The organism is Thalassospira australica, assembly GCF_000763295.1.
Lineage (GTDB): Bacteria > Pseudomonadota > Alphaproteobacteria > Rhodospirillales > Thalassospiraceae > Thalassospira > Thalassospira australica.
Genome location: NZ_JRJE01000003.1, coordinates 1 through 21,887, shown reverse-complemented (window position 1 = coordinate 21,887; position 21,887 = coordinate 1). Strand labels below are relative to the sequence as shown.

The following is a 21,887-nucleotide window of genomic DNA, read 5'->3' as shown; positions in this document are numbered from 1 at the left end:
CAATGCGGTATAAGAAAGTTCGCACCGGATTTGCCAGCATATGCTGGAATAACCGCGCAGGGCTTTCCGGGACAGGTTTTAAGGAATAGGGGATTGGCGCCATGCAGGTATCCGCAAAGCGGACCGGAAACTGGCTGAAGATCAGCAAGGGGATTGCTGTGATCGGTATGGTTTCATGGGTGTCGGCCTGTGCGCCGCTGCTGGATCAGGATTTTTGGGACGAAGCGACGTCTTTTGCTGATGATAATTACACGGCACTTGGCCTGCAGCAGCTTGCCACCGGCGATTATGCATCGGCTGAGAAGTTGTTTGACGAGGCGCTGCGCAAAAATCCGCAAGATGGTCATGCGATGTTGTGGCGCTCGGTGCTGTATCAAAACACCAACCGTCCGGATCGCGCACTTGATGGGTACGATACCCTGATTGCCATGAACCCGCCCGGTACTGTTCTGATGTCAACCGCCGCAGGAACGCAACCGCGCCCGTTACGTGATGCCGCAGAGTTTAACCTGTCACGCCTCAAACGCGGGTTGCCCGGATCGCTTAGCATCAATGATCAGATCGTCAGTGGCCCATCGGGACTGGGCAATGGTGCCGCGGCTGTTGCAAGTGGCAGATCCCCCGTGGTGGAAAGTCCAAATGCGATGATGGCAAGCGGACCGGTTAAGGCGATGGATATCCCTGCTGGTGCTGCACTTTCGGTCGGGGATGAGGCCATTGCGAAACGGTTCTCCATTTTGCGCAATCTTCAGGCGACCGGCCTTGTAACCCCCGAAGAATATTCTGCCCGGCGATCTGCCAACCTTGGTGCGTTGCTGCCCATGAGCCAGCCCGCCCCATCGGCGTTTCTGAACAATCCGCCGCCAGAAGGCACGCAGGTCAAGCAACGCCTTAATCAGTTGAACCGTGCGCTTCAGATTGGTGCGATTACGGTGCAGGAACATGTTGCCGAACGCACAGCCATTCTGGATGCATTGTTACCAGCTCAACCGCGTCAACGCGCAACCCCGCCGCCAGCCCCGCAAGGGTTGATGGATGCGGCTCGTCAGATTGCCCGGATCGAAGATCTGCAACAGATGAAGCTGGTAACGCCTGATGAATTCAAGCGCGAGCGTGATGCCATCGAAGCCGCCATTGTCGAACCCGCACAAGGTACGGCCGTGACGCTGAATTCTGGTGAACCAGTGCGTCGTGTCGCAACCGGTGAAAGCCGCCCGGTGCAGGCTGCTGAGGAAGCATCAGGTGCTGATGCCATGCCGGTTTCCAGCGGTTCCAAATCCGTTCATCTGGCGTCCTATCGTAACGAAGCCCAAGCTGAACGCGGTTGGCAAATCCTGCGTGGGCGCTATGGGCAGCTTGCCTCCCTGCAGCATGGGGTGACCCGTGCAAGTATTCCCGGCAAGGGGACCTATTATCGCCTGATGGCGACCGGGCTTAGCAACAGTGCAGCAAGCGCGCTTTGCGCGGATTTAAAACGGCGTGGGCAGTTCTGCGAAGTGAAGTAACACTTCGCTGCAGATGCCGTGTAACGGAATGAACAACGCCGGTGGGGACAAAGGTTGCCACCGGCGTTGTTGTTTCAAGGCATGGATCAAAGCGGATACCTTGGCAGCATGATCTTTATCTTTAGCGATTTTGGTGTGAATGGCCCCTATAGCGGGACGATGCGGTCCATGGTGATGCGCGGGGCCGGTGACGTTCCCGTGTGTGATTTGATGTGTGATGCGCCGGACCGTAATCCCAAGGCTGCAAGTTATCTTCTTGCTGCTCTGTCCCGCGAATTCAGGGCAGGCGACGTTGTATTGGCTGTGGTTGACCCCGGGGTCGGAAGTGTGCGCAAGGGGATTGTGGTTGAGGCTGATGGGGTTTCTTATATCGGGCCGGACAACGGTTTGTTTGAATTGATCATCCGTCGTGCAAGCAAGGTTACAATCAAATCAATCGACTGGCGCCCCGAGGCAGCATCTGCCAGTTTCCATGGGCGCGATATTTTCGCCCCGGTTGCAGCATGGGTTGCGACCAATCAGGCCTTTCGCGCAAGTCCGATGCAACTGGCCGATCGATGTGTCGCGGCACAAGAGTGGCCCGATGAATTGGACGAGGTCATTTATGTTGATACATACGGCAATCTGATGACCGGAATTTCCGCACGCGGGCAGGATGAAAAGCTTGTCATCAATAACCATGTTCTTGGCGGTGCGCGGACATTTTCTGATGTGCATCCCGGGGATGGTTTTCACTATGCCAATTCGATCGGGTTATGTGAAATCGCGGTTAATTGCGGGCGGGCCGATCAGGTGTTTGCCGCCGGGATTGGTACAAGGGTCTGTGCAGGTTGAATATAATTGCACAATCCTTGATTGATGTGATGTTATCGGTCGGTGATGCAGAAGCAATCCATTAGCGGGATTACGTGAATGGCGATTGAGGTCAAATTTTGGGGCGTACGGGGCAGTATTGCATGTCCATCACCGGATCATGTGGTGTATGGCGGCAATACCAGTTGCCTTGAAATGCGCATTGGCGATGAAGTTCTGATTTTTGATGCGGGTACCGGTATTCGTAACCTTGGCAAGGATTTGATCCGGCGCAAGGTGACCCACGCCAACATTTTTCTGACCCATACACATTGGGATCACATCAATGGATTCCCGTTCTTCGTGCCCGCCTATAACCCGAATGCAGCCTTTCGCGTGATGGCGGGGCATCTGACCAATCAAGGGGGTGTCGAGCGGGTGTTTTCCGCGCAGATGGCAGACCCGACGTTTCCTGTGCCGTTATCTGCGATGCAATCCAGGCTGACATTTGAAGACTTCAATGTTGGCGAAGAACTTCATCTGGATGGTGGCATCGAGATCAAGACAGCCCCATTGCGCCATCCCAATGGGGCGACGGCTTTTCGCGTTGAGCATGAGGATAATTCGGTTTGCTATGTGACCGATACCGAACATGATCCGGAAAAGCCCGACGAGATCATTATTGATTTTATCGCCGATGCCGATCTGGTGATTTATGACAGCACCTACACCGACGAAGAATTCCCGCAAAAAGTCGGATGGGGCCATTCAACCTGGCAGGAAGGCATTCGGCTGTGCCGGGCGGCCAATGCCAAGCGACTGGCACTTTTCCATCATGATCCGGACCATGATGACGCGGCAATGACCGTTATCGAACAAAAGGCACGTGCCACATGGTCAGGCGCATTTGCCGCGCGCGATGAAATGGTCTTGCATATCGAATGAGGCGGCTGTGATCTGTTGTCGCAAAAGGGCTCAAACGGCCCTTTTTTCCATTTCAGCGCCGGTACACAGTTTGGCCGGTTCTCAGGCAGAAAACGCCCTAGAAGACACGGGAGTATTTCGGGAATATCCTGATTTCGATCCGGCGGTTGGCCTTGCGGTTTTCCGGGATCGGTTCGCCGAAATCATCACGGTTGGGCAATTTCGGTTTTGTATCGCCATAGGAAATGGCCCGCATGCGTTTCTGATCCGGGTCAACACCCAGTGCGCTGAAGAAGCGCACCACGGCAATAGATCGTCCTGCGGCCAATTCCCAGTTTGATGGAAAACGCGGGGAGCTGATCGGGCTGTCATCGGTATGGCCGGTGACCTCAACCTGAAAGCCCAGATAGCGGGGTTCCTTAAGCAGATCAGCGACATCTTTCAGGAACAGCACGGCATCATTGGTCAAATTGGCGGACCCCGGCTTGAAGAAGGAGCCACTGCCCATTTCCATCAGGATGCCTTCATCATCGGTCGAAACATCTACGGCACTGTCCATTGCCATGTTGAAGACAACATCGCGCAGATCGGTTTCAAGAACCTGCGTTGGACGGACGACTTCGCGTTTGCCGATTTCTTCTGCGATCCCGGCTTGTACCTTTTCAAAAATCGGGATTTCAACCTTGGAGAAGCTGACAAGCATGACAAAGAAGGCCATCAACAGGGTGATGGCATCGGCATAGGTGGCAAGCCAATCTTCGTTGACTTCCTCTTCCTTGACCGGTTGCATGCCTTTTTTTCCGCGTGCCATGGTTATCCTCTATTTCGACGATTTGTCGATGTTGAAGTGAATGGCCGGATCAAGGAAGGAATTCATCCTGTCCTGAATGGCGCGCGGGCCCTTCCGGTCGGCCAGCATGATCAGGCCTTCGGCAATCAGATAGTTGCGAAACCGCATGATTTCTTCGCGCTGCTGAATTTTGCTGGCAGCAGGCATAAAGAAGAAGCGCGCCGCGACAATTCCGTAAAGTGTGGTGATCAACGCGATCGCAAGACCAGCCCCCAAGGATGTGGGGTCATCTGCCATTTTATCAAGCATGATCACAAGGCCAACCAGTGTCCCGATCATGCCAAACGCCGGGGCGGCTGCCGCCATGCTTTTTAGGATCGAGACAGGCACAAGATTGCGATTGAATGCGTTATCAATGGCGTTGTGAAGCATCTCGGCGGTTTCTTCGCCGTCATAGCCGGTAATGACCACTTCCATCGCCCAACCCAAAAAGGGTTCGTCCTTGCCAACGCGTTCGGCTTCCTGCTCCAGGGCATTCACACCCTTTTTCTGCAGAAGATACCCCCATTTGACTACACGGCCGACTTCGCCGGTCAGTTGGCCACGGCCCATCTGCGGGGCGCGAAAAATTTTGAAAATCAGTTTGAGCGCCAACAATACATAACGCGCTTCATAGGCAATAAAGGTCGCCGCCAATGTGCCGCCAACCACCATCAATGCGCTCGAAAGGCTGACAAAGACCAAATAGTTATCGGTTGAAATAAAGATCGATCCGATAAACAGGCCAAGGCCGACCATGATGCCTAAAATCGTCGTAAACGACATTGTTCCCAAAATCCCCCGGGACGTCCGATTGGGGTTTCAATATCTGAAACCGTCCAACATTTTAATGCAGTTTATAAGTTTTACGTAAGAATAGGCCTGTAAATCGTTGCGGTTAGGTTAATTTGGGCGCTGTTGACCCCGAAAACCGGCGCATTTCCCCGTTATTCTGAGTTCAGTTCCAGCGAAAATGCGCCGGGCAACGCTTGCGCATGGTGCATCATTTCTAGTTTTGATTGTCTGAGGAAAAATACAAGCCCGCTGATGCCCGACAATAACATCTCATCATGTCGCGGGGTGGCAGGGGTGCCCATGGGGACGGGGCTTGTCAGTGATGTGGCAAACAGGCATAAACACGCGAGAAGCAAAACGCATGAAATAACAGGATAGTCTGATGACGCTTTCCTACAGCGACACCCGCAAGAAGCTTGATCAGATCACCGCAGAGATGCTGGGGCTGATCCGCAAGTATGATCTGGATGCGGCAAACCCGTTTGACGTAATCGAAGTGGCCCGCGCCAAGATTACCGATCAAAATGACTATATCCGCTTTTTGGAGCTGTCGCTCGAAGGTCGGATTTACGGCGAATATGGCGATGCCCTGCAAAAGCAGATCGACGCAGAAGCCAAGCAGGCAGAGGCCGCCAAAAAGCTGAATTAAAGGCATCGCGCGCGTAGATCACGCCAATGCGATTAAGATATCAACAGCCCGTCTTCGTATCGTGAAGGCGGGCTGTTTTCAATTGGGGCAGGGGTGTCACAAAAGCTTCCTGATCTTGTCACCGTCTTGCGCTTTCGAGGTCACGAACTTCGGCTTATATCGCTGCTGTATAAGATGCATCGGTAAACGGTGCCTTCTTTCGCAAAAACGGTTTTGCGAAAATCAGCATGAGCAACAGGATGGCTGACATGAAAAAGAGTTATGTCCAGACTCTGATGGAAGTCGAAAAAGTATTCGGTCAGATCAATGACCATGATTATCGGCTCTACCGGGCGGTATGGGGCAATCGCGAAGCTGCTCAAACCGGTCTTTCGCGTGGCACGCGTGCAGAAATCAGTAAAAAGCTGGCCAATGACTTTGTGTCTATCGCCAAACCGGTGCGCAGCCCTGCAATGGGTGAAGCGACATCCCACGCAGCCTGAGTGCCGGTCAGGAATGCCTTGACTGCGGCGAAAGGGCACAAAACGGTTGTGCCTTGCCAATCGGGTTGGTTTCAGGCATCAAATGGCGCCGTATGTGATCCGGTCATGATGTTCATGGCCGGGTGATCGCGTGCGTTTTCCTGATTTCTGGCCGGAGCATTCCATGTCGATCAAATCCTTGATCCGTACCATTCCCGATTACCCTAAAAAGGGCATCATGTTTCGGGATATCACGACCCTGTTCGAAGACCCGTACGGTCTAAGCGAAGTTATCGACAGTTTCGCGGCTGAGTTTCAGGACAAAAAGATCGACATGATCGCCGGGATTGAGGCGCGCGGGTTTGTCATTGGTCCGGCAGTTGCGGTCGCACTTGGCATCGGCTTTGCCACCATCCGCAAAAAGGGCAAACTTCCGGCCGAAACCATTGGTGTGGAATATGAACTGGAATACGGATCGGACGTGATTGAAATCCACAAGGATTCGGTCAAACCCGGCAGTCGCGTTCTGATTATGGATGATCTGATTGCTACGGGTGGAACAGCCCTTGCCGCAATTGATCTGATCGAAAAGATCGGTGCCGAGGTTGCCGGTTGTGCCTTCATCATCAATTTGCCCGATCTTGGCGGCGCACAAAAAATCCGTGATCGCGGTGTTGATGCGTTCCATCTTGTCGAATTTGAAGGCGACTGATCACGCGCCCAAAAAGGGCAGGGATTGCGATTTCCCTGCCTTTTTCTTATATATTCATGTAGAATGTATAGGTTGAAATATATCTTTGGTTTTGCCGTTTTGCGGCAAGGAAGAGGAAAATGATCGCACCGCTTCAAAGCGCACAATCCGTATCACAGGTCGGCCAGTATGGCCGTCTTGCGGCGGCTGGCGCGCGCGGTGTATCGACGGTTGACCGTGAAAGTCAGGTTGAGGCGTCCTCTCAGAATTACACCTATGATCCGGATGACGACGGGATTTTGTTCAATGCCTATATCAACGGCAAGGAAAAACGTCAGTCCGGGCAGGGCAACCCCGGTGAACAAAAGGACCAGCGAGCCGAACAGCGCAATCTGTCGGCTGCACGGCGTGCAAGTGACCGCGAAGGTGCCGTCGAGGTGCAGGGTGATGTGGATTTCGCAAGTCTGCTTGATCCGTCAATCCCGCTTGATCTTAAGGTCAATACCGGAACGTCGTTTTATGCGGTCGTCAATGCGGTGACCCATGGTTTCGGGGTGCGCGGAATGCATCTTGATGCATCGGTTTAGGCTGTCGGGACTTCGCCCCCTTCAGGCCGATAGTTTTCTCGAAAAATGGAAATCTTAAAGCGGAATGCTTGTTGGCATCTGCCATAGCCCCTATGATCGGGCTGTGATTGAGTGTTCCCAAAGACCATCGGGCCCAGCATGAAGAACAAGCCGGTTCTTAGTACGGTATTTGAAGCTGCATTCAGGTTTATCGACCTTGCGCTTAACGATAACGAATATCTGCAGCCACAAAAGCTGCACCGTTTGCTGTATCTGGCACAGGCCTATTACGGGGCGAATTACCACGGCAATATGTTGATGCCTGCCATCTTCGTTGCCGAGGAATTTGGCCCGGTGGAACCAAATCTTTATGCGGTGATGGAAGAATGTCGGCCGGATGTGCGCCTGAAATCGGTGGATCCGAAAACCATCCATTTTCTTGAAAGCATCTGGTCACAGTTTGGCCATCACACGGTCGAGCATCTTAGCATGACGGTGCGCAATCATCCGCCCTTTACCAAAGCCTATAAGGAAGGGATCGGGACGATCATTCCGTATGATGAGCTGGTCGATTTTTATGCCTCTGTCCGCAAAACGGCGACCACGCCCGAGGCAAAGGAAGTCGTGCGCCCACGCGTGATGCGTTCGCATAAGGGTAAGCCGGTCGCAACAACCGACTGGCTGCCGCGCAAAATCAAATAAGTCAAAACTGTCGGGAAGGTTGCCGGGCTGATTTGTCGCGGCTGAATATCTGTGGTGTGGCCGTCGTTATCAGATGGGGCTATTGCCCGATGCGAAGGCCTTTGCAGGGATCATCGCGTTCAATGTCATTGGTGAACCACATGAAGTCGATGTCATCCATATCCCCGAACCGTTTGGCGTAATCTTCGATGTTGGCCGGGGCGTCATCCAGGTCGTCGGTTTCTATCAGGCTGACAACCGCGATATCGTTGTCTTCCAATTCGGGATCAAATCGGCGCAAATGCCATGGCACCGCAATGGTTTGGCGCACATGCATGGCACCGGCAATCAGGAACGCGCCATCAACATCGTCGATTGTCACCGCATCCGTCATGGCATGGGCCAAGGAGGCATCCCGTGCAAACTGCACACCGGAAAACCCGCCAAGCATGTTCTTTGGCAACATGTTGCAATGGCCCTCGGCAATTTCGGTGTTAAAGCGTTCAAGAATGTCTGATGGAATTTCCGGTAGATCGAGTTGGGTTGCCAGAACATCTGGCAGAACCGCGTTCCCATCATTGATCATCGGGCGGAGCAGCCCATCAGGAAGGTTGCCCGCAACCATCATCAGGTCGTTATTGCGCGCGGCCTCGGCGATTGGGGCATAGTCATGCCACGATGGCCAGCCGCGTTCTTCCCATTGGAGGGCAGGGCCGAGATCAGCAATCGGTGTTTCCTGCCAGTTCTGATCAAGCGCAACTTGTTGATCGCGGGTGAACATTTCCCAGACGAGTGCGCGGTTAAGGCCATCTGCTTGGCTAAGCGCGTCGACAAGCTGCGCCTGATGGTGATGGTGGATCGGATTGTCGTGCTTTTCGCCGATCAGGATGTATTGACGGCCCAAAAGACGTTCGATGAGCACATCAAACATGATGTATTCGCCCGCCTGCACATCAAAAATAAGCCCCGGTGCGGGCGGAAGGGCATTCACATCCATAAGCGTGTCAATCGGGGGAACTGTTTCCTGCGCACGGGCCACGGGGGATAAGACAGCCACGGCCCCAACAAGAATGGTCGATGCCCAAGCCACAGAAGCGACACGATAGAGTGCCTTGCGTGCAAATGACCTGATCATGAATTGCTTGGGCATCGATGCAGAGGTTCCGAATTAAAAAGCCTTGCGCTTTATTTGCTTAACGTCAGGGCTGTTTCAAGGTCGTTAACAAGATCACCGCAATCTTCAATGCCAACCGAAAGACGCAGCAAATCGCCGGGAACCGGGCTGGTTGGTCCTTCGACTGATGAGCGATGTTCGATCAGGCTTTCAACCCCGCCAAGGGACGTTGCGCGTTTGAACAGCTTGCAGTGGTTGTGGAAATCAACCGCACGCTTTTCACCGCCCTTCACGCGAAGCGACAGCATGCCGCCAAAACCACCTGACATCTGTTTTTTGGCGATCTCGTACCCGACATGGCTTTCAAGGCCGGGGTACTGGACCTGTTCGATTTCAGGATGGTTTTCAAAATGCTTGGCAATCGCCATGGCCGTTGCACTTGCGCGTTCAACACGGATCGAAAGCGTGCGCATGCCACGCAGCAGAAGCCATGTTTCAAACACCCCGAGAACAGCCCCCCCTGATGCATGCTGTTTACATACTCGCTGCCAGAATTCGCTATCCTTTGCGGCGGTCAGGGACCCGGCAAGAACATCGCTGTGACCATTAAGGTACTTGGTCGCCGAATGCATGACGATATCTGCACCCAATTCAAGCGGGCGGGTCAGAAGCGGGGTGGCGACGGTATTGTCCACGGCCACCACAGCACCCGCCGCATGGGCAAGATCGACAACGGCCTTGATATCGGTGATCTGCCAATCGGGGTTGGCCGGGGTTTCAAGCCAAACCAGCTTGGTTTTACCGGCAATGATATGTTTGTCCCAGTCGGCGATATCGGCGTTATCGACAAAATCAAACGTCAGGCCCGCACGCACGCCGCTATCAAGCATGAAACTGCGCAGCGCCCAATACATGACCTTGGGGGCAACTACATGATCACCGGGGTTCAGCGCATGCAAAACAGCAACGGCTGCCGCCATGCCCGATGCGAACAGACGGGTTTCGGCGCCGCCTTCAAGGGCGTTCAGAACTTCGCAAGCCTGATCATAGGTCGGATTGTCTGCGCGCGTATAGCAGCGCCCGTCATGATAGCTAAGGTCGGTGTTGCGTTCGAACGTGGTCGAGGGATAAAGCGGCGGGGTAACGGATTTGGTGGTCTCATCTACCCAGCCAAGCGCCTGGGCGGCTACGGTGGCGGGAGACTGTTTTTTTGCATGATCAGACATGGTAGCACCTGATTTGGTTGTGATTTATTGCCGCGCAACATAACTTGGTTTGCGCCACATACCAAACTGTAATCAGTATAAATTCCCACCCGGAAAGGCCCCACATGACAAATTATCCCGAGTTCGAATTGCCCAAGGAATGCGATGTCGTTGTCATTGGTGGTGGTATTCACGGGTCTTCCTGTGCCTACTACCTGACCAAGGCGGGCATGAAGGTCGTGTTGCTCGAAAAGGACACCATTGCATCGCATCAGTCTGGTCGGGCATGGGGATTTGTCCGCCAACAGGGCCGCGACCCGGTTGAACTTCCCTTAATGATCGAATGCAACCGGATCTGGCAGGGCCTGGAAAAGGAACTGAATGCCGATCTTGAATGGCGGCAGGGCGGGGTATTGTTTGTTGCCCGCGATGAGTCTGAAATGTCGGATTTTGAACAGTGGATTGACGATTCAAAAGGGTTTGGCGTTGAAACCCGGACGCTTGGCACCAAGGGCGTTGAAAAACTGATCCCCGGTATTACAGCACCCGGTGTTGGCGGCATCTACACCCCATCTGACGGACAGGCCGAACCCAAAAAGGCCGCCCCGGCGATTGCCAGACGTGCTCGTGAATTGGGCGCTGTAATTGCAGAAGGGTGCGGGGCGCTTTCAATTGAAACCGAGGCAGGTGCAATCAGCTCGGTCGTGTCCGAGCAGGGTGAAATCAAATGTAAATATGTGATTTGTGCGGCCGGTGCAGCCACCCATAAGTTCGTTGCGAAATTTGGCCGCCGCCTGCCACAGCAGACGACACGCGGCACGGTCATTCGCACAACACCCGTGCCCGATATTTCGTCGGCTGGGACCCTGGCCGCCGGGCTGGCATTTCGTCAACGCGCCGATGGATCGATGAATATTGCCGATGAATTCATGACCGATATTGACCTGACGCTGGGGCGTTTTAAATACGCACGTGATTTCATGCCGGGGCTTTTTGATAACTGGGCAACCTTCAAGTTCCACTTCAACAAGCGGTTCTTTGATGATCTGGTGGATCGTGTGCCGGGATCGGATGCGTCAAAACAACCGATGATCGGACGGCGTACCAATCAGGCGGAACCGTATCCAGTGCGCGTCAAAAATGCGATGCGCAACCTGCAAACGGTCCTGCCGCAAATCAAGAAAGTCGGCATTGCCGATACATGGGCGGGCGACATCGACGTTACCCCGGATGCGGTGCCGGTGATTGATCAGTTTGAAAACCCCAAGCACTTCTTTGTCGCATCGGGTTTCTCCGGCCATGGCTTTGCCATGGGGCCAGTGGTGGGAAAGGTCTTGTCAGACTGGATCACCACAGGGCAACCATCCATCACCCTGAAAGGGATGGAACTTTCAAGATTTGAAGATGGCACGCGCCGTCGTCCCCGCACGCGGGCCTGATTGAAATTCGGTAGGGCCTGTTGATGATCAGGATATCGCCGTGGTTGCCGCCTATGGGCGCGAAATTAGGAGTGAGGACGCAGGACATGCTTGGCATATTCAAGGACGAGGGACGCGGGTTCGCGCCCTTAGGCAGCAATCCCTCTGGACGGGGCGTATTTTCCCACCTGCGGCGTCGCGGCTGGCTTTCGTTGGACCTGCCACGCTGCGCCATCGACTTCTTGCAGGTGGGAAAATACGATCCCGCCACGACGGCATCCTGATCATCAACAGGCCCTAGGCCGGGTCGGTTACAGGCTGCGCGCCAGACGCAGGATAATCGCCCCGCCCAGCGTCATCATGGTTGACGACAGCTTTAAAAGATTAAGCTTCTCACCCATGAAGAACACGCCGATCAAAAGCGCAAAGACAATGCCCGTTTCGCGAAGTGCAACTACAAGCGGGATCGGGGCCTGTGTAAAGGCCCACATGACAGTGGCATAAGCCGCAAAGGACGCCGTGCCCCCAATAACAAAGACCTTTTTGCCCGACTTTGCGATATCGGCAAGGATGCGCGGACGCATCAAACTCGCGATCACCCCAAAGATCAGCACATTGCCAACGGTCTGATAGCTGTAGTAGGCAAGAGAACTTCCCGCCAATCTCGCCCCCGTGCCATCGACCAGTGAATAGCTGCTGATAAAGCAGCCGGTGATGATGGCGGCCAAGGCAGCATTGCGATTGCGAAGGCCATCGGCCTGCCGTGTGATGCACATGCTGATGATGCCAACGCCAATCACAACAATGGCCAGCCATTCACTGACATGCAGGGTAACGCCCAGCAATAATACCGATACAGCCGCAACAATCAGCGGCGAGGACCCGCGTGCAATCGGGTAAACCTGACTAAGATCGCCAAGCCGATAGGCCAGAATTAAAAACAGCTGATACCCGGTATGCAGCACAAGTGATCCAATCAGATAAGGCCAGCTTTCCGGTGCCGGGACGTCAACCATCGGCAACAGGACCAAAACCACCGGAATATGACCCAGCACGATTGCCGTCATATTCATAAGTTTGTCCGACCCACCCTTGACCAATGCATTCCAGACGGCATGCATCAGGGCAGCACCCATTACGGCAAGAAAGACGGTTAAACTCATGGCGGCGCAATCAATGTTACGGTTTTATGACGCAATCACTGATGCTTAGCATAGGCGTTTGGGATTTACCAAACCGCTCTTGCCGGGGCTGCTATGTTTGGGACGCTGTGTGCTCGACCTTTTGCGATGTTGTCTGTTGGCGCGATGTCTTGCCTGGAAAGAACCGTGTTGCACCAACCGGCGGGGCGATGAAATCGCCGTCATCAAGTCCGGCCGCCTTGCGTGCGGAGGCCAATCGAACGGGCGGTTCATCCACCGGTTCGGCCGTCAGAACGAACGTGCCCCAATGGATGGCAAGTGCGTGCTTGACGCCCATCTTTTGCATGATTTCGATGGCCTCTTCGGGGTTGCAGTGCGAGTTGCGCATGAAATCACGTGGGTCATAGGCGCCAATCGGGATCAAACCAAAATCAATCCCGCCATGCTGTTGCCCCAGTTCGGTAAACAGGGCTTCGTTCCAACCGGTGTCACCAACGAAATAGAACCGGTAGCCATCACCAAACTCCAGAACATATCCACCCCAAAGCATTTCCTTGCGATCCTTGGTGGTGCGGCTCGACCAATGGTTGGACGGCACATGGGTAATGGTCACATCATCATGGGCATGGCTTTCATCCCAATCGAGTTCGACATAACGATCGGGTGAGATGCCAGCCTTTTCCAGAAGCGGCCCGTTTTTAAGCGGCAGGACATAACGCGGCGCATTACCCAGTTTGCCAAGACTATCAAGATCGAAATGGTCGTAGTGATTGTGTGAAAGCAAGACCAGATCAAGCCTGGGCAATTGATCAATGGCAAGTCCGGGCAGGCTATAGCGTTTCGGACCAATGCGTTTAAACGGCGATGCGCGGTCGGAAAAGACTGGATCGGTCAGGATGTTGAGCCCGCCATATTGCACCAGAACCGTGGCATGACCGACCCATGTGACCTGCAAACGCGATGGGTCCGGGTTTTGGATGGCATCATGATCAGGTGTTTCGGTCGGGATCTTGCCGATCTGATGTTTGGCCTTGGGCCAATTGTCATCGCCGAAATAGCGCCGACGCAAAAACCGCCAGAATGATCGTTTGACCGGATCGGGCAGGGGGTGGCGGTTTTCAAATCCGGTGTCTGTGTGATGGGCTGGTTTTGTTTTTTGCTGCACGTCGATGTCCTGATCCGATGGTGGTGTCATGATCCGGCTGACCTATAGACGACCCAATATAAGGTAACGAGCAAATTCACCAGCGCAAGGGAAAGGCCGGAATACGGGGCGCATATTCCGGCCTTCCAGGATGGTCTGCACATGCGGACATGCAGCCAAACGCGGGGGGCGTTATCGGTTATTCGATTACTGTGACATAGGTCTCAAGTGCCGGGCTTTCATCGATCAGCCCCTGCTTGACCATGTAATCGGCAAATCGGGAATACCGTGCACGGTCGATGGCAGCCGGACGCAGCGCAAAGCGCGGCAGGGTATCGGCCCATGCCTTGATGTTAAGTTCATCATCAAGGTTCGGATAGGCACTGATAAAGGCGTCCCAGCTATCATCCGGGTGGTTGATCAGATATTGTACGCCTTCTTCCAGGGCATCAAGCATGCGGGCATAACGCGGATCATCGACCGCATCGTTACGCACCGTCAGGATCAGTTCGTCATAGGGCGGAACGCCTTCTTCCTCGACATAGAATGCCTTGCCCGGCTTGCCTTCTATTTCCATCTGATTGAGCTCAAAATTGCGATAGCCGCCAATGATTGCATCAACCTGCCCGGAATAAAGCGATGGCGAGAGCGAGAAATTCACGTTGATCAGTTCGACATCATCTATCGACACAGCATGATTGCCAAGCATCGTGCCAAGCAAGGCATCTTCGAACCCGGCCAGCGAATAACCGATTTTCTTGCCCTTGAGATCCGCGATTTCCTTGATCGGGCCGTCTTCAAGCACGATCAGGGTATTCAGCGGGGTGGCAACAAGCGTCCCAATGCGCGTCAGCGGCAGGCCTTCGGCTGCCTGAACATGCAGTTGGGGCTGATAGTTCACGGCAACATCGCCCTGACCGGCGGCGACAAGGCGCGGCGGGGCAGACGGGTCAGAGGGTTCGATCAGTTCGACATCAAGATCATGCTTGGCAAAGAAGCCCTTTTCTTTGGCAACGATCAGCGGTGCGTGATCTGGGTTCACAAACCAATCGAGAAGAATGACCAGCTTGTCAGCGGCAAATGCCGATGACGACGTGCCAAGAACCGCTGCGCCCAATGTGGCCGCTGTGATCATGGATTTCAGGCGTGACATGGAAGAACCTCCGTATTTATGCGCCATTGCGCTTTTGTATGAGGATTGTGCCCACCGCATCTTGCAGCAGGATGTGGTGTCAGTTTCTTGGCTTCAGGCTGTCTGGCTGCCAGGGCAGGGCGGCGCGCAGCACGCGATCGACAATGAAATATTGCGTGATTGAAAACGCGCACAGGATCAGCAGGCAGGCAAAAACCATATCAATTTGAACCCGCGCATTGGCATGCAGCATCAAATAGCCAAGCCCATGACTGGATCCGACCCATTCGCCAATCACCGCACCGATGGGGGCAACAGCGGTGGCGACACGAAAGCCCGATGCAAAGGCCGGCAGGGCTGCAGGCAATCGAATATGGGTCAAAAGTCGCCAACGACTTGCCCCCATGGTGCGTGCCAAATCAAGCCAGCCGGTTTCGGTGCGCGACAATCCGTCAAAGAAGGCGACAGTGACCGGAAAGAAAATAATCAGGGCGGCCATGGCGATCTTGGACGCCAACCCAAACCCCAGCCACAACACCAAAAGCGGGGCCAGCGCAAAGAACGGAATGGCTTGTGATACCAGCAATATCGGCATCAACCAGAAGCGTACCGGCGAAAACAGTGCCATCGGAATGGCCGCCAACGTGCCAAGGGCCGCCCCGGCAAACAGGCCAATCACTGTTTCGGCAATGGTGTAGCGCGCATGATCAAACAAAACATCATAGCGCGACAGCAACGTCGTCCAGACATCGACCGGGGTTGGCAGCATGTATTTTGGCGCGCCGGTGATCACCACCAGCAATTGCCAGGTTGCGATCAGGGCCGCGATGATGATCAGCGGGCGGGCAAATATGAGCCAGCGCCGTTCAGACAGCGGTTTTCGGTTTGTATGAGGATTGTTTTGCATGTTCATGACGGGATTTCCGCCATGTCGGAATTCTCGGCCCCAAGCTGGCGAAGAAGCTCTGCCTGTTGGGCGAGAATTTCCGGATCGGCAATGTTGCGCGGGCTTTGACCTTTGGGCGTGATGGCGTTTTGCAGTTTCGCCGGCGCGCCCGCCAGAACATGCACATCATCACCAAGCCGCAATGCTTCCAGCGGATCGTGGGTTACCAGTAATACGGTCTTGCCGCGCAAAGCCCGTGCGGCCAGTTCCTGCAGGCGCAAACGGTTCAGCGGATCAAGGGCGGAGAACGGCTCGTCCATCAGAACGACCGGTCGGTCTTCCATCAGGGTGCGGGCAAGGGCGGCGCGCTGTTTCATGCCGCCGGACAATTCCGCCGGGCGCAAGTGCGCCGCATCGTTCAAGCCGACCTGTTTGAGTAAATATGAGGCTTTCTCATGTTTTGGCTTTTCACCGCGCAAAACAGTGCCAAGCACGACATTTTCATGCACTGTTCGCCATGGCAAAAGCAGGTCCTGCTGCGCCATATAGGCGACCCGGCCCGTCAGGGGCAGGTTGTCTGAACAGGTGATGGTACCGCTAACATCGCCTTCAACAAGGTCTGCGAAATAGCGCAAAAGCGTGCTTTTCCCGACCCCACTTGGTCCCAGCAAACAGGTAAAACTGCCTGCCTGTAACGTCAGGTCAAGGTCATGGAAAATGTCCGCCCCGCCAAATGCCACGCGGGCAGCGCGCAGGTGAATGTCAAATCTGGTTGGATTTTGTGCCGGATTGGGCGTGTGGTCTGTATTGCGCATGCGATCCTTCCTACGCCGGTCTTAACCGGTTCAGGTTCTAAGGGTCGTTCGGCAACACCGAACCTCTCAGCCGATTTACGATCGGCCCCCCCGGAGATGACGGGACTATGCGCAGACATTTTGCTTTCGTCAAGTTTTGTGACAGCAGATTGCAGCACTGCAAGGTCGCATTCCTGAACGTTCCAACAATCAAAGCACAGCAGTGAGGGGCACGTGAGCGGTGAAAGACTTCACTTGCCCGCAGGTTCGTTTTCGGGCGTATTCGTTTGAAGTACAGGCGATCAAACAGGTGAAACCGTAAAACATCATGTCAGAGCAAAAAATCCGGATTGAACAAGGTTTAAGCGAGATCCACCGTGAGGCGGCCTGTGGCCTGTTTTGGGAAGCCTTTCGCCAAAAACTTGCCCCTGTCATGAAACCCGAAGACAAAGCCCGTGCCTTTTTGATCAAGGTAATCAGGTCCGATCATGCCATCAGTGTAGTTGCTCAGGATGGGCGGCTTCTTGGCGTTGCCGGGTTTAAAACGCCACAGGGGGCGTTTGTCGGGGGAAAGCTGTCCGATATGTGTGCTGTTTACGGTGGCTGGGGCGGGCTTTGGCGCGGTGTTGTGCTTGATATCCTTGAACGTGATCTGGAAGACAAGACGCTTTTGATGGATGGGATATTTGTTGATCCCGGTGCGCGCGGGCAGGGGGTCGGCACGGCCCTTTTGGATGCTGTTGCAACAAGGGCATCCAAAGATGGCTTGTCGAAGGTCCGGCTGGATGTAATCGACACCAATCCGCGTGCACGTGCGCTTTACGAAAGATATGGTTTTCGGTCGACCTCAACCGCGTATATGGGCCTGCTGCGTTACGTGTTCGGGTTTACGTCGGTAACGACCATGGTCCACAATACTGATCGACAGGCGGGTTGAACGTCTAAAACACCTGAAGTGGGATCGTTGTTGCCCAGAGATTTTTGGTCTACGCGGAGGCATTTTGGCTGAGTGACCTTTTGCAACATTTTGTTCAAAAATGATGTAGGGCTCTGTGTGGTGCTAGAAAACTCAGCCTGAGAGGGTGGCAATTCACGACTAGTTGTCACTCAAGTATTTTAGTCCAGACGTGTCCAAGTCTGCACGATTGTTCGCAAAAAAATCGAAAATCGCGAACATAGCTATTATCAAGCCAACGACGACCAATGGCAAAATTTTTTCCCGATGGGTCCTAGCTTTATTGAATTGGCTTGAAATCTGTGTAGATAACTTCGATTGATAGCCTTTGGGTAGCAAGTGTAAGAGAAAACAAATAAGCAGAATGGCCAACCAAAATGTTATGAGAACTGCGTAATCAACGCGCGCAACATCTTGATATTTGTCGTCGAACGGGCCGGTAAACAAAAAACCAAAACCAACGCCCAGTATGTTGCCGCGGCCTTCAAAATAAAATGGGGGAAATAAGGTTGTTAGTGAGATCACAGCGATTGCGAAGATCACGAGCCATGGTTTGATTTGCTTCATTTCTACCTGATTTCTTGGCGTTTGATGTTTTGAAAGTAGCATATTTTGGGTAAACTTGATCGTTCTTTCGCTGCTCAACCTGCTGGGAGAAAGTTAGATGCTTCTCAATTGAAGGAGTAAGCATCCTACTATTTATACACCTCTTGCGCAAAGCCGTGCTGACGCGCAATGATGCTGACACGCTTTGATCGAATTGGCTTATACCCACCGTGACCTTTCCCCATACCCTGCCTGACCTTCGTGCATCTCAGATTCCGCCACGCATGATCGCGGCAGAGATTTACCGTGGATCAAGCTATGGCCCGAAACATCCCCTGGCGATCCCGCGGGTGTCGCTGGTGGTGGATATGGTGCATGCCATGGGATGGGTCGATGAAAACACTTATTTGACCGGACCGGTGGCAACGCCCGAACAGCTCACGCGGTTTCATGATCTTGATTATGTAGAAGCCGTCATGCAGGCCGAACGCGATCAGGCCTTGCCAGAAGACATGATGAACCGGTTTGGGTTGGGCAAAAACGGCAACCCGATCTATCCGGAAATTTTCCGGCGTCCGGCGACCGCTGCCGGATCATCGATCATGGCCGCCCAATTGATCGCCGATGGCGGGGTGATCCATCATCCGGCAGGCGGCACGCATCATGGATTACGCAACCGGGCTTCGGGGTTTTGTTACTTCAATGATCCGGTTCTGGGGATTTACGCGTTGCTCGATTCGGGGCTGGATCGGGTGCTTTACGTTGACATTGATGCCCATCACGGCGATGGCGTGCAGATTGCCTTTGCCGAGGATGAACGCGTTCTGACGGTTTCCATGCATCAGGAAGACCTGTGGCCCAAAACCGGCGCAATTGATGACATTGCCGGTGGCATGGCACGCAATCTGCCGATACCTGGTGGCATGAACGATGATGAGATGCGCTATGTTCTACATGAATATTTGATTAATCTTGCATTAAGTTTTGTGCCCCAAGCTATTGTTTTGCAATGCGGATGTGATACTCTTGCCGAAGATCCGCTATCCAGACAGCTTTTGGGCAATCAGTCGATATGGGAAGTCGTGGGGGCGATGACCCGATTAGCACCAAGAAGTCTTGTGCTGGGCGGCGGAGGATATAGTCCATATGGCGTTGCGCGCTGTTGGTCAGGGGTGTGGGCAACCGTTAACGGGATCGAAATACCCCCTGTGCTACCCATCACAGCGGAAAATATCCTGCGCGTCATAAAATGGTCGCATAGCCGTGGCAGACAACCCGCAAGTGAATTGTTTACAACGCTTGCGGATCCATGGCGGGGTGGCGCCATCCGGGACGTGGTTCGGGAGCGCGTCAAAAGACTAAGAGGGTATGGGGTATGAAGTCGCTTTTTCAGATGGCATTTGTTGTGTGCTTTATCAGCGCAGCCGTTGTTGCGGGTCTGAATGCCAAAGCAACCGGATTTGAACGTTCGCGTCTTTTGGTCGATGGCGAGGTCTTCAATGTCGAGATGGCCGTCACGCCCGAAGAACGATCACGCGGATTGATGTTCCGCACCGAAATGGCCAATGATACCGGCATGTTGTTTGATTTCGGGGCCTCGCGGGATATTTCGATGTGGATGAAAAACACCTTCATCTCGCTGGATATGCTGTTTATTGATGCCAATGGCACGATTGTCGGCATTGAAAAGCGCACGGTCCCGCAATCGGAAACCATCATCCCGTCGCCAAAGCCTGTGCGCTTTGTGCTTGAGCTCAATGGTGGTTCATCGGATCGGATGGGATTTGAGATTGGCGAGAAAGTCGAAGGGCTGCCGCGTTAAGTTGCGTTGCGCCGAGCAGGGCGGACCCGCATCGCGTCCAAAAAGATCAATCAGCAATAGCAAGGCCGCGGATGATATCTGCGGCCTTTGGTTTTTGTGGCACTTTTTCGATAAAAAGCGACAATGCGGTCTTGCCCACCCCGCAAGATGGTGCTAAATCCACATCCGCGTCGGGGAGTAGCGCAGTCTGGTAGCGTACCTGCTTTGGGAGCAGGGGGTCGCGAGTTCGAATCTCGCCTTCCCGACCATTTCCCCTTTTGTTGCTTTATCTGATCCCAAACGGGATTTCCAATTGGCAGCAAAAGGTGTAAAAGATGAAGCGTTGGCGGGGGGTTAGAGAGGCCCATATAACTGTCAGCATCATCTTATCCCGACGGTCAAGACGAGGGTCCCGATGAAGGTCCGTGTTTACAAACCTGCCAAGAACGCCATGCAATCCGGTCAGGCCGCGACCAAGCACTGGGTCATGGAATTTGAACCGGGTGCGAAAAAGGTCGCTGATCAACTGATGGGGTGGATCGGTTCCACTGATACCCGTGGTCAGGTTCGCATGTATTTCGATACCCTTGAAGAAGCCCAGGCCTTTGCCGCGAAGCACAAGCTGATCGCCGATATCGAACAGCCCAAGCCGCGCAAAATGCAGATCAAGACCTATGCCGACAATTTCGCGTTCAAACGCGTGGTCTGATCTGGTGCTCGCCAGCGGCATCTGACCAATTCTCGGGGCGGATTTCCGCCCCGTTTCGTCTGACAGGGGACGTTAAACCCTGAAATCATATCGGGCAGGCGTCCAATGCTTTGCCCCGGGGCACTCAACCACCCCACCCAGCGGTCCCTTAGCTCAACTGGATAGAGCAACAGACTTCTAATCTGTAGGTTGCAGGTTCGAGTCCTGCAGGGATCGCCATTTTTCTTCAATAAAAACAAATGCTTGTGGGTTCAGTGTCGTTTGCTGGATTAAAAGTTAGTCACTGCTCGGATAAAAGTTAGTCACTTGCCCGACTTGATCAGCGCGGTTGATTTTGTCAATCGCCATTTTCGCGTTTCTTCGCTGGCGCGTATATTTCTGCACCATCGAGACTGTTTCGTGACCAACAATGTCGGCTATTTCTTCCCATGAAAGGCCGAGCTCTTTGAGGCGCGTTGCCGCTGCGTATCGGCCCCCGTGTGACGTGAAGTCTTCTGGTAAACCAGCTCCTCGATATGCTTTGCGCATGAATTTTGAAAATGCGGTTGCATCCATCTGCATGCCCATAGGCGAGGGGACAAGGTTCATGCTTGTTGTGTTCGGTAACCATGCATCAAGTGTATCTTTCAGTCGGTTTGCGACGGGTATGTCCAAGCGCTTGCCGGTTTTGCTCTGAATGACAGAGACAATGTTTGACCGGATGTGGTTTCGCGTCATGGTCCGCACGTCGCCTGATCTTTGTCCGGTATTCAAGAGCAATTCAAATGCCGTACGTTCCTTTGTGCCAATCGCCCAATGAGAACGGAATTGATCGATTTCGAACTCTTCCCATGGTCTATGGCCATCTCCTTCTTTCAGGCGCTTGAACCGAGATGCAGGGTTAACGGCGACATATTCCATATCAACTGCGAACTGCATCAGAAGGCGCAGTGTCGTAAGCAGGTTGTTTGTGTCCCGCGGTGTATCAGCCCCGGCATTACGGATGCCCAGAACCAGACGACGACTGATCGCGGTGACATGCTTTGATCCACAGAGTTTGCCAATCTTGTCTAGGGTCTGGACTCAATTGGCCCAACATCTGATTGCGAAAATCCGGACCATATTAAGGAAGTTTTCTGCGGACTTTTCGTATCTGATGGTCAGCCGTC

At 53.7% G+C, this 21,887-nt stretch carries 24 protein-coding genes, 2 tRNA genes and 1 riboswitch; of the genes, 15 read left to right on the top strand and 11 right to left on the bottom strand.

Translation table 11 applies throughout. The annotated features are described in order from the left end of the window. The first annotated feature begins 101 nt into the window (after positions 1-101). The 3 genes from JF44_RS0101725 to JF44_RS0101715 all read left to right on the top strand — a co-directional run bounded on the left by JF44_RS0101725 (position 102) and on the right by JF44_RS0101715 (position 3,242). Complete coding sequence (locus JF44_RS0101725) at positions 102-1,505, top strand: SPOR domain-containing protein (RefSeq protein ID WP_033067241.1); 1,404 nt, start codon at positions 102-104, stop codon at positions 1,503-1,505. An 81-nt stretch (positions 1,506-1,586) separates the two neighbouring features. After that, positions 1,587-2,339 carry an SAM hydrolase/SAM-dependent halogenase family protein gene (locus JF44_RS0101720; protein WP_238318348.1) on the top strand — a complete coding sequence of 251 codons (753 nt, stop codon included), beginning with the start codon at positions 1,587-1,589 and terminating at the stop codon, positions 2,337-2,339. 78 nt (positions 2,340-2,417) lie between these two features. Further along, on the top strand, positions 2,418-3,242 hold the full coding sequence (locus tag JF44_RS0101715; RefSeq protein ID WP_033067240.1) for an MBL fold metallo-hydrolase: 825 nt from the start codon (positions 2,418-2,420) through the stop codon (positions 3,240-3,242). 97 nt (positions 3,243-3,339) lie between these two features. Here the strand turns inward: JF44_RS0101715 and JF44_RS0101710 are convergent, their stop codons facing one another. Together JF44_RS0101710 and JF44_RS0101705 are read right to left on the bottom strand one after the other, a co-directional pair. Beyond that, positions 3,340-4,032: an OmpA/MotB family protein gene (locus JF44_RS0101710; protein WP_033067239.1), complete on the bottom strand. Its 693-nt coding sequence runs from the start codon at positions 4,030-4,032 to the stop codon at positions 3,340-3,342. Between the two features lie 9 nt (positions 4,033-4,041). After that, complete coding sequence (locus tag JF44_RS0101705) at positions 4,042-4,836, bottom strand: motility protein A (protein WP_033067238.1); 795 nt, start codon at positions 4,834-4,836, stop codon at positions 4,042-4,044. Between the two features lie 391 nt (positions 4,837-5,227). Here JF44_RS0101705 and JF44_RS0101700 point away from each other — a divergent pair, with 391 nt between their 5' ends. The 5 genes from JF44_RS0101700 (at position 5,228) to JF44_RS0101680 (ending at position 7,914) form a co-directional block, all read left to right on the top strand. Beyond that, the gene (locus JF44_RS0101700) at positions 5,228-5,494 is read left to right on the top strand and encodes a hypothetical protein (RefSeq protein WP_033067237.1); all 267 of its coding nucleotides are present in this window, start codon (positions 5,228-5,230) and stop codon (positions 5,492-5,494) included. A gap of 248 nt (positions 5,495-5,742) precedes the next feature. Continuing rightward, a complete protein-coding gene (locus JF44_RS0101695) occupies positions 5,743-5,976 on the top strand; it encodes a hypothetical protein (RefSeq protein ID WP_033067236.1) in 234 nt (77 codons plus the stop codon). Between the two features lie 163 nt (positions 5,977-6,139). Further along, a complete protein-coding gene (locus tag JF44_RS0101690) occupies positions 6,140-6,667 on the top strand; it encodes an adenine phosphoribosyltransferase (protein ID WP_033067235.1) in 528 nt (175 codons plus the stop codon). A 119-nt stretch (positions 6,668-6,786) separates the two neighbouring features. Then, positions 6,787-7,233 carry a hypothetical protein gene (locus JF44_RS0101685; RefSeq protein WP_033067234.1) on the top strand — a complete coding sequence of 149 codons (447 nt, stop codon included), beginning with the start codon at positions 6,787-6,789 and terminating at the stop codon, positions 7,231-7,233. A gap of 138 nt (positions 7,234-7,371) precedes the next feature. Next, complete coding sequence (locus JF44_RS0101680; RefSeq protein WP_033067233.1) at positions 7,372-7,914, top strand: Panacea domain-containing protein; 543 nt, start codon at positions 7,372-7,374, stop codon at positions 7,912-7,914. 79 nt (positions 7,915-7,993) lie between these two features. On the opposite strand, the gene JF44_RS0101675 is transcribed toward JF44_RS0101680, so the two are convergent. Together JF44_RS0101675 and JF44_RS0101670 are read right to left on the bottom strand one after the other, a co-directional pair. Next, on the bottom strand, positions 7,994-9,043 hold the full coding sequence (locus JF44_RS0101675; RefSeq protein WP_033067232.1) for a ChaN family lipoprotein: 1,050 nt from the start codon (positions 9,041-9,043) through the stop codon (positions 7,994-7,996). Between the two features lie 35 nt (positions 9,044-9,078). Continuing rightward, positions 9,079-10,233, bottom strand: a complete 1,155-nt coding sequence (locus tag JF44_RS0101670; protein ID WP_033067231.1) for a trans-sulfuration enzyme family protein — start codon at positions 10,231-10,233, stop codon at positions 9,079-9,081. Positions 10,234-10,337: 104 nt separating this feature from the next. Between JF44_RS0101670 and JF44_RS0101665 the strand changes: the two genes are divergently transcribed. Continuing rightward, entirely contained in the window at positions 10,338-11,651 is a 1,314-nt protein-coding gene (locus JF44_RS0101665; protein WP_033067230.1) for an NAD(P)/FAD-dependent oxidoreductase, read from the top strand. 290 nt (positions 11,652-11,941) lie between these two features. Here JF44_RS0101665 and JF44_RS0101655 read toward each other — a convergent pair whose 3' ends face one another. From JF44_RS0101655 to JF44_RS0101635, 5 genes are all read right to left on the bottom strand, one after another. Continuing rightward, positions 11,942-12,793 (bottom strand): EamA family transporter, encoded by an 852-nt coding sequence (locus JF44_RS0101655; protein WP_033067228.1) that lies wholly within the window; start codon positions 12,791-12,793, stop codon positions 11,942-11,944. Between the two features lie 91 nt (positions 12,794-12,884). Further along, positions 12,885-13,967 (bottom strand): MBL fold metallo-hydrolase, encoded by a 1,083-nt coding sequence (locus tag JF44_RS0101650; protein WP_052065358.1) that lies wholly within the window; start codon positions 13,965-13,967, stop codon positions 12,885-12,887. A 148-nt stretch (positions 13,968-14,115) separates the two neighbouring features. Next, entirely contained in the window at positions 14,116-15,069 is a 954-nt protein-coding gene (locus tag JF44_RS0101645) for an ABC transporter substrate-binding protein (protein ID WP_033067227.1), read from the bottom strand. A gap of 79 nt (positions 15,070-15,148) precedes the next feature. Further along, positions 15,149-15,961 carry an ABC transporter permease gene (locus tag JF44_RS0101640; RefSeq protein ID WP_033067226.1) on the bottom strand — a complete coding sequence of 271 codons (813 nt, stop codon included), beginning with the start codon at positions 15,959-15,961 and terminating at the stop codon, positions 15,149-15,151. Next, positions 15,958-16,749 carry an ABC transporter ATP-binding protein gene (locus tag JF44_RS0101635; RefSeq protein WP_052065356.1) on the bottom strand — a complete coding sequence of 264 codons (792 nt, stop codon included), beginning with the start codon at positions 16,747-16,749 and terminating at the stop codon, positions 15,958-15,960. The genes JF44_RS0101640 and JF44_RS0101635 overlap by 4 nt, the downstream gene beginning before the upstream one ends. Next, positions 16,740-16,851: riboswitch (TPP riboswitch) on the bottom strand. Its footprint overlaps the gene before it by 10 nt. A gap of 205 nt (positions 16,852-17,056) precedes the next feature. On the opposite strand from JF44_RS0101635, the gene JF44_RS0101630 reads away from it, so the two are divergent. Further along, positions 17,057-17,665, top strand: coding sequence for a GNAT family N-acetyltransferase (locus JF44_RS0101630; protein WP_033067225.1), 609 nt, complete (start codon positions 17,057-17,059; stop codon positions 17,663-17,665). Positions 17,666-17,824: 159 nt separating this feature from the next. On the opposite strand, the gene JF44_RS0101625 is transcribed toward JF44_RS0101630, so the two are convergent. Then, entirely contained in the window at positions 17,825-18,250 is a 426-nt protein-coding gene (locus JF44_RS0101625) for a hypothetical protein (RefSeq protein WP_033067224.1), read from the bottom strand. 209 nt (positions 18,251-18,459) lie between these two features. On the opposite strand from JF44_RS0101625, the gene JF44_RS0101620 reads away from it, so the two are divergent. The 5 genes from JF44_RS0101620 to JF44_RS0101600 all read left to right on the top strand — a co-directional run bounded on the left by JF44_RS0101620 (position 18,460) and on the right by JF44_RS0101600 (position 20,958). Beyond that, positions 18,460-19,608, top strand: a complete 1,149-nt coding sequence (locus tag JF44_RS0101620; protein WP_337587900.1) for an acetoin utilization protein AcuC — start codon at positions 18,460-18,462, stop codon at positions 19,606-19,608. Further along, on the top strand, positions 19,605-20,051 hold the full coding sequence (locus tag JF44_RS0101615; RefSeq protein WP_033067223.1) for a DUF192 domain-containing protein: 447 nt from the start codon (positions 19,605-19,607) through the stop codon (positions 20,049-20,051). The genes JF44_RS0101620 and JF44_RS0101615 overlap by 4 nt, the downstream gene beginning before the upstream one ends. 171 nt (positions 20,052-20,222) lie before the next feature. Next, positions 20,223-20,299: transfer RNA gene (locus JF44_RS0101610), tRNA-Pro, on the top strand. Between the two features lie 146 nt (positions 20,300-20,445). Further along, positions 20,446-20,739 (top strand): ETC complex I subunit, encoded by a 294-nt coding sequence (locus JF44_RS0101605; protein WP_033067222.1) that lies wholly within the window; start codon positions 20,446-20,448, stop codon positions 20,737-20,739. Between the two features lie 142 nt (positions 20,740-20,881). Next, positions 20,882-20,958 (top strand) — tRNA-Arg (locus JF44_RS0101600). 57 nt (positions 20,959-21,015) lie between these two features. Here JF44_RS0101600 and JF44_RS0101595 read toward each other — a convergent pair. Next, the gene (locus JF44_RS0101595; protein WP_033067221.1) at positions 21,016-21,639 is read right to left on the bottom strand and encodes a tyrosine-type recombinase/integrase; all 624 of its coding nucleotides are present in this window, start codon (positions 21,637-21,639) and stop codon (positions 21,016-21,018) included. Positions 21,640-21,887: the final 248 nt, after the last annotated feature.

Bases quoted from the DNA above. Each gene is read 5' to 3' on its own strand.
- JF44_RS0101675 (WP_033067232.1), bottom strand. From the start codon at position 9,043: ATGCCCAAGCAATTCATGATCAGGTCATTTGCACGCAAGGCACTCTAT.
- JF44_RS0101635 (WP_052065356.1), bottom strand. From the start codon at position 16,749: ATGCGCAATACAGACCACACGCCCAATCCGGCACAAAATCCAACCAGA.
- JF44_RS0101705 (WP_033067238.1), bottom strand. From the start codon at position 4,836: ATGTCGTTTACGACGATTTTAGGCATCATGGTCGGCCTTGGCCTGTTT.
- JF44_RS0101670 (WP_033067231.1), bottom strand. From the start codon at position 10,233: ATGTCTGATCATGCAAAAAAACAGTCTCCCGCCACCGTAGCCGCCCAG.
- JF44_RS0101695 (WP_033067236.1), top strand. From the start codon at position 5,743: ATGAAAAAGAGTTATGTCCAGACTCTGATGGAAGTCGAAAAAGTATTC.
- JF44_RS0101725 (WP_033067241.1), top strand. From the start codon at position 102: ATGCAGGTATCCGCAAAGCGGACCGGAAACTGGCTGAAGATCAGCAAG.
- JF44_RS0101615 (WP_033067223.1), top strand. From the start codon at position 19,605: ATGAAGTCGCTTTTTCAGATGGCATTTGTTGTGTGCTTTATCAGCGCA.
- JF44_RS0101640 (WP_033067226.1), bottom strand. From the start codon at position 15,961: ATGAACATGCAAAACAATCCTCATACAAACCGAAAACCGCTGTCTGAA.
- JF44_RS0101665 (WP_033067230.1), top strand. From the start codon at position 10,338: ATGACAAATTATCCCGAGTTCGAATTGCCCAAGGAATGCGATGTCGTT.
- JF44_RS0101700 (WP_033067237.1), top strand. From the start codon at position 5,228: ATGACGCTTTCCTACAGCGACACCCGCAAGAAGCTTGATCAGATCACC.
- JF44_RS0101630 (WP_033067225.1), top strand. From the start codon at position 17,057: ATGTCAGAGCAAAAAATCCGGATTGAACAAGGTTTAAGCGAGATCCAC.
- JF44_RS0101650 (WP_052065358.1), bottom strand. From the start codon at position 13,967: ATGACACCACCATCGGATCAGGACATCGACGTGCAGCAAAAAACAAAA.
- JF44_RS0101595 (WP_033067221.1), bottom strand. From the start codon at position 21,639: ATGGAATATGTCGCCGTTAACCCTGCATCTCGGTTCAAGCGCCTGAAA.
- JF44_RS0101685 (WP_033067234.1), top strand. From the start codon at position 6,787: ATGATCGCACCGCTTCAAAGCGCACAATCCGTATCACAGGTCGGCCAG.
- JF44_RS0101645 (WP_033067227.1), bottom strand. From the start codon at position 15,069: ATGTCACGCCTGAAATCCATGATCACAGCGGCCACATTGGGCGCAGCG.
- JF44_RS0101625 (WP_033067224.1), bottom strand. From the start codon at position 18,250: ATGAAGCAAATCAAACCATGGCTCGTGATCTTCGCAATCGCTGTGATC.
- JF44_RS0101690 (WP_033067235.1), top strand. From the start codon at position 6,140: ATGTCGATCAAATCCTTGATCCGTACCATTCCCGATTACCCTAAAAAG.
- JF44_RS0101720 (WP_238318348.1), top strand. From the start codon at position 1,587: ATGGATCAAAGCGGATACCTTGGCAGCATGATCTTTATCTTTAGCGAT.
- JF44_RS0101605 (WP_033067222.1), top strand. From the start codon at position 20,446: ATGAAGGTCCGTGTTTACAAACCTGCCAAGAACGCCATGCAATCCGGT.
- JF44_RS0101710 (WP_033067239.1), bottom strand. From the start codon at position 4,032: ATGGCACGCGGAAAAAAAGGCATGCAACCGGTCAAGGAAGAGGAAGTC.
- JF44_RS0101715 (WP_033067240.1), top strand. From the start codon at position 2,418: ATGGCGATTGAGGTCAAATTTTGGGGCGTACGGGGCAGTATTGCATGT.
- JF44_RS0101655 (WP_033067228.1), bottom strand. From the start codon at position 12,793: ATGAGTTTAACCGTCTTTCTTGCCGTAATGGGTGCTGCCCTGATGCAT.
- JF44_RS0101680 (WP_033067233.1), top strand. From the start codon at position 7,372: ATGAAGAACAAGCCGGTTCTTAGTACGGTATTTGAAGCTGCATTCAGG.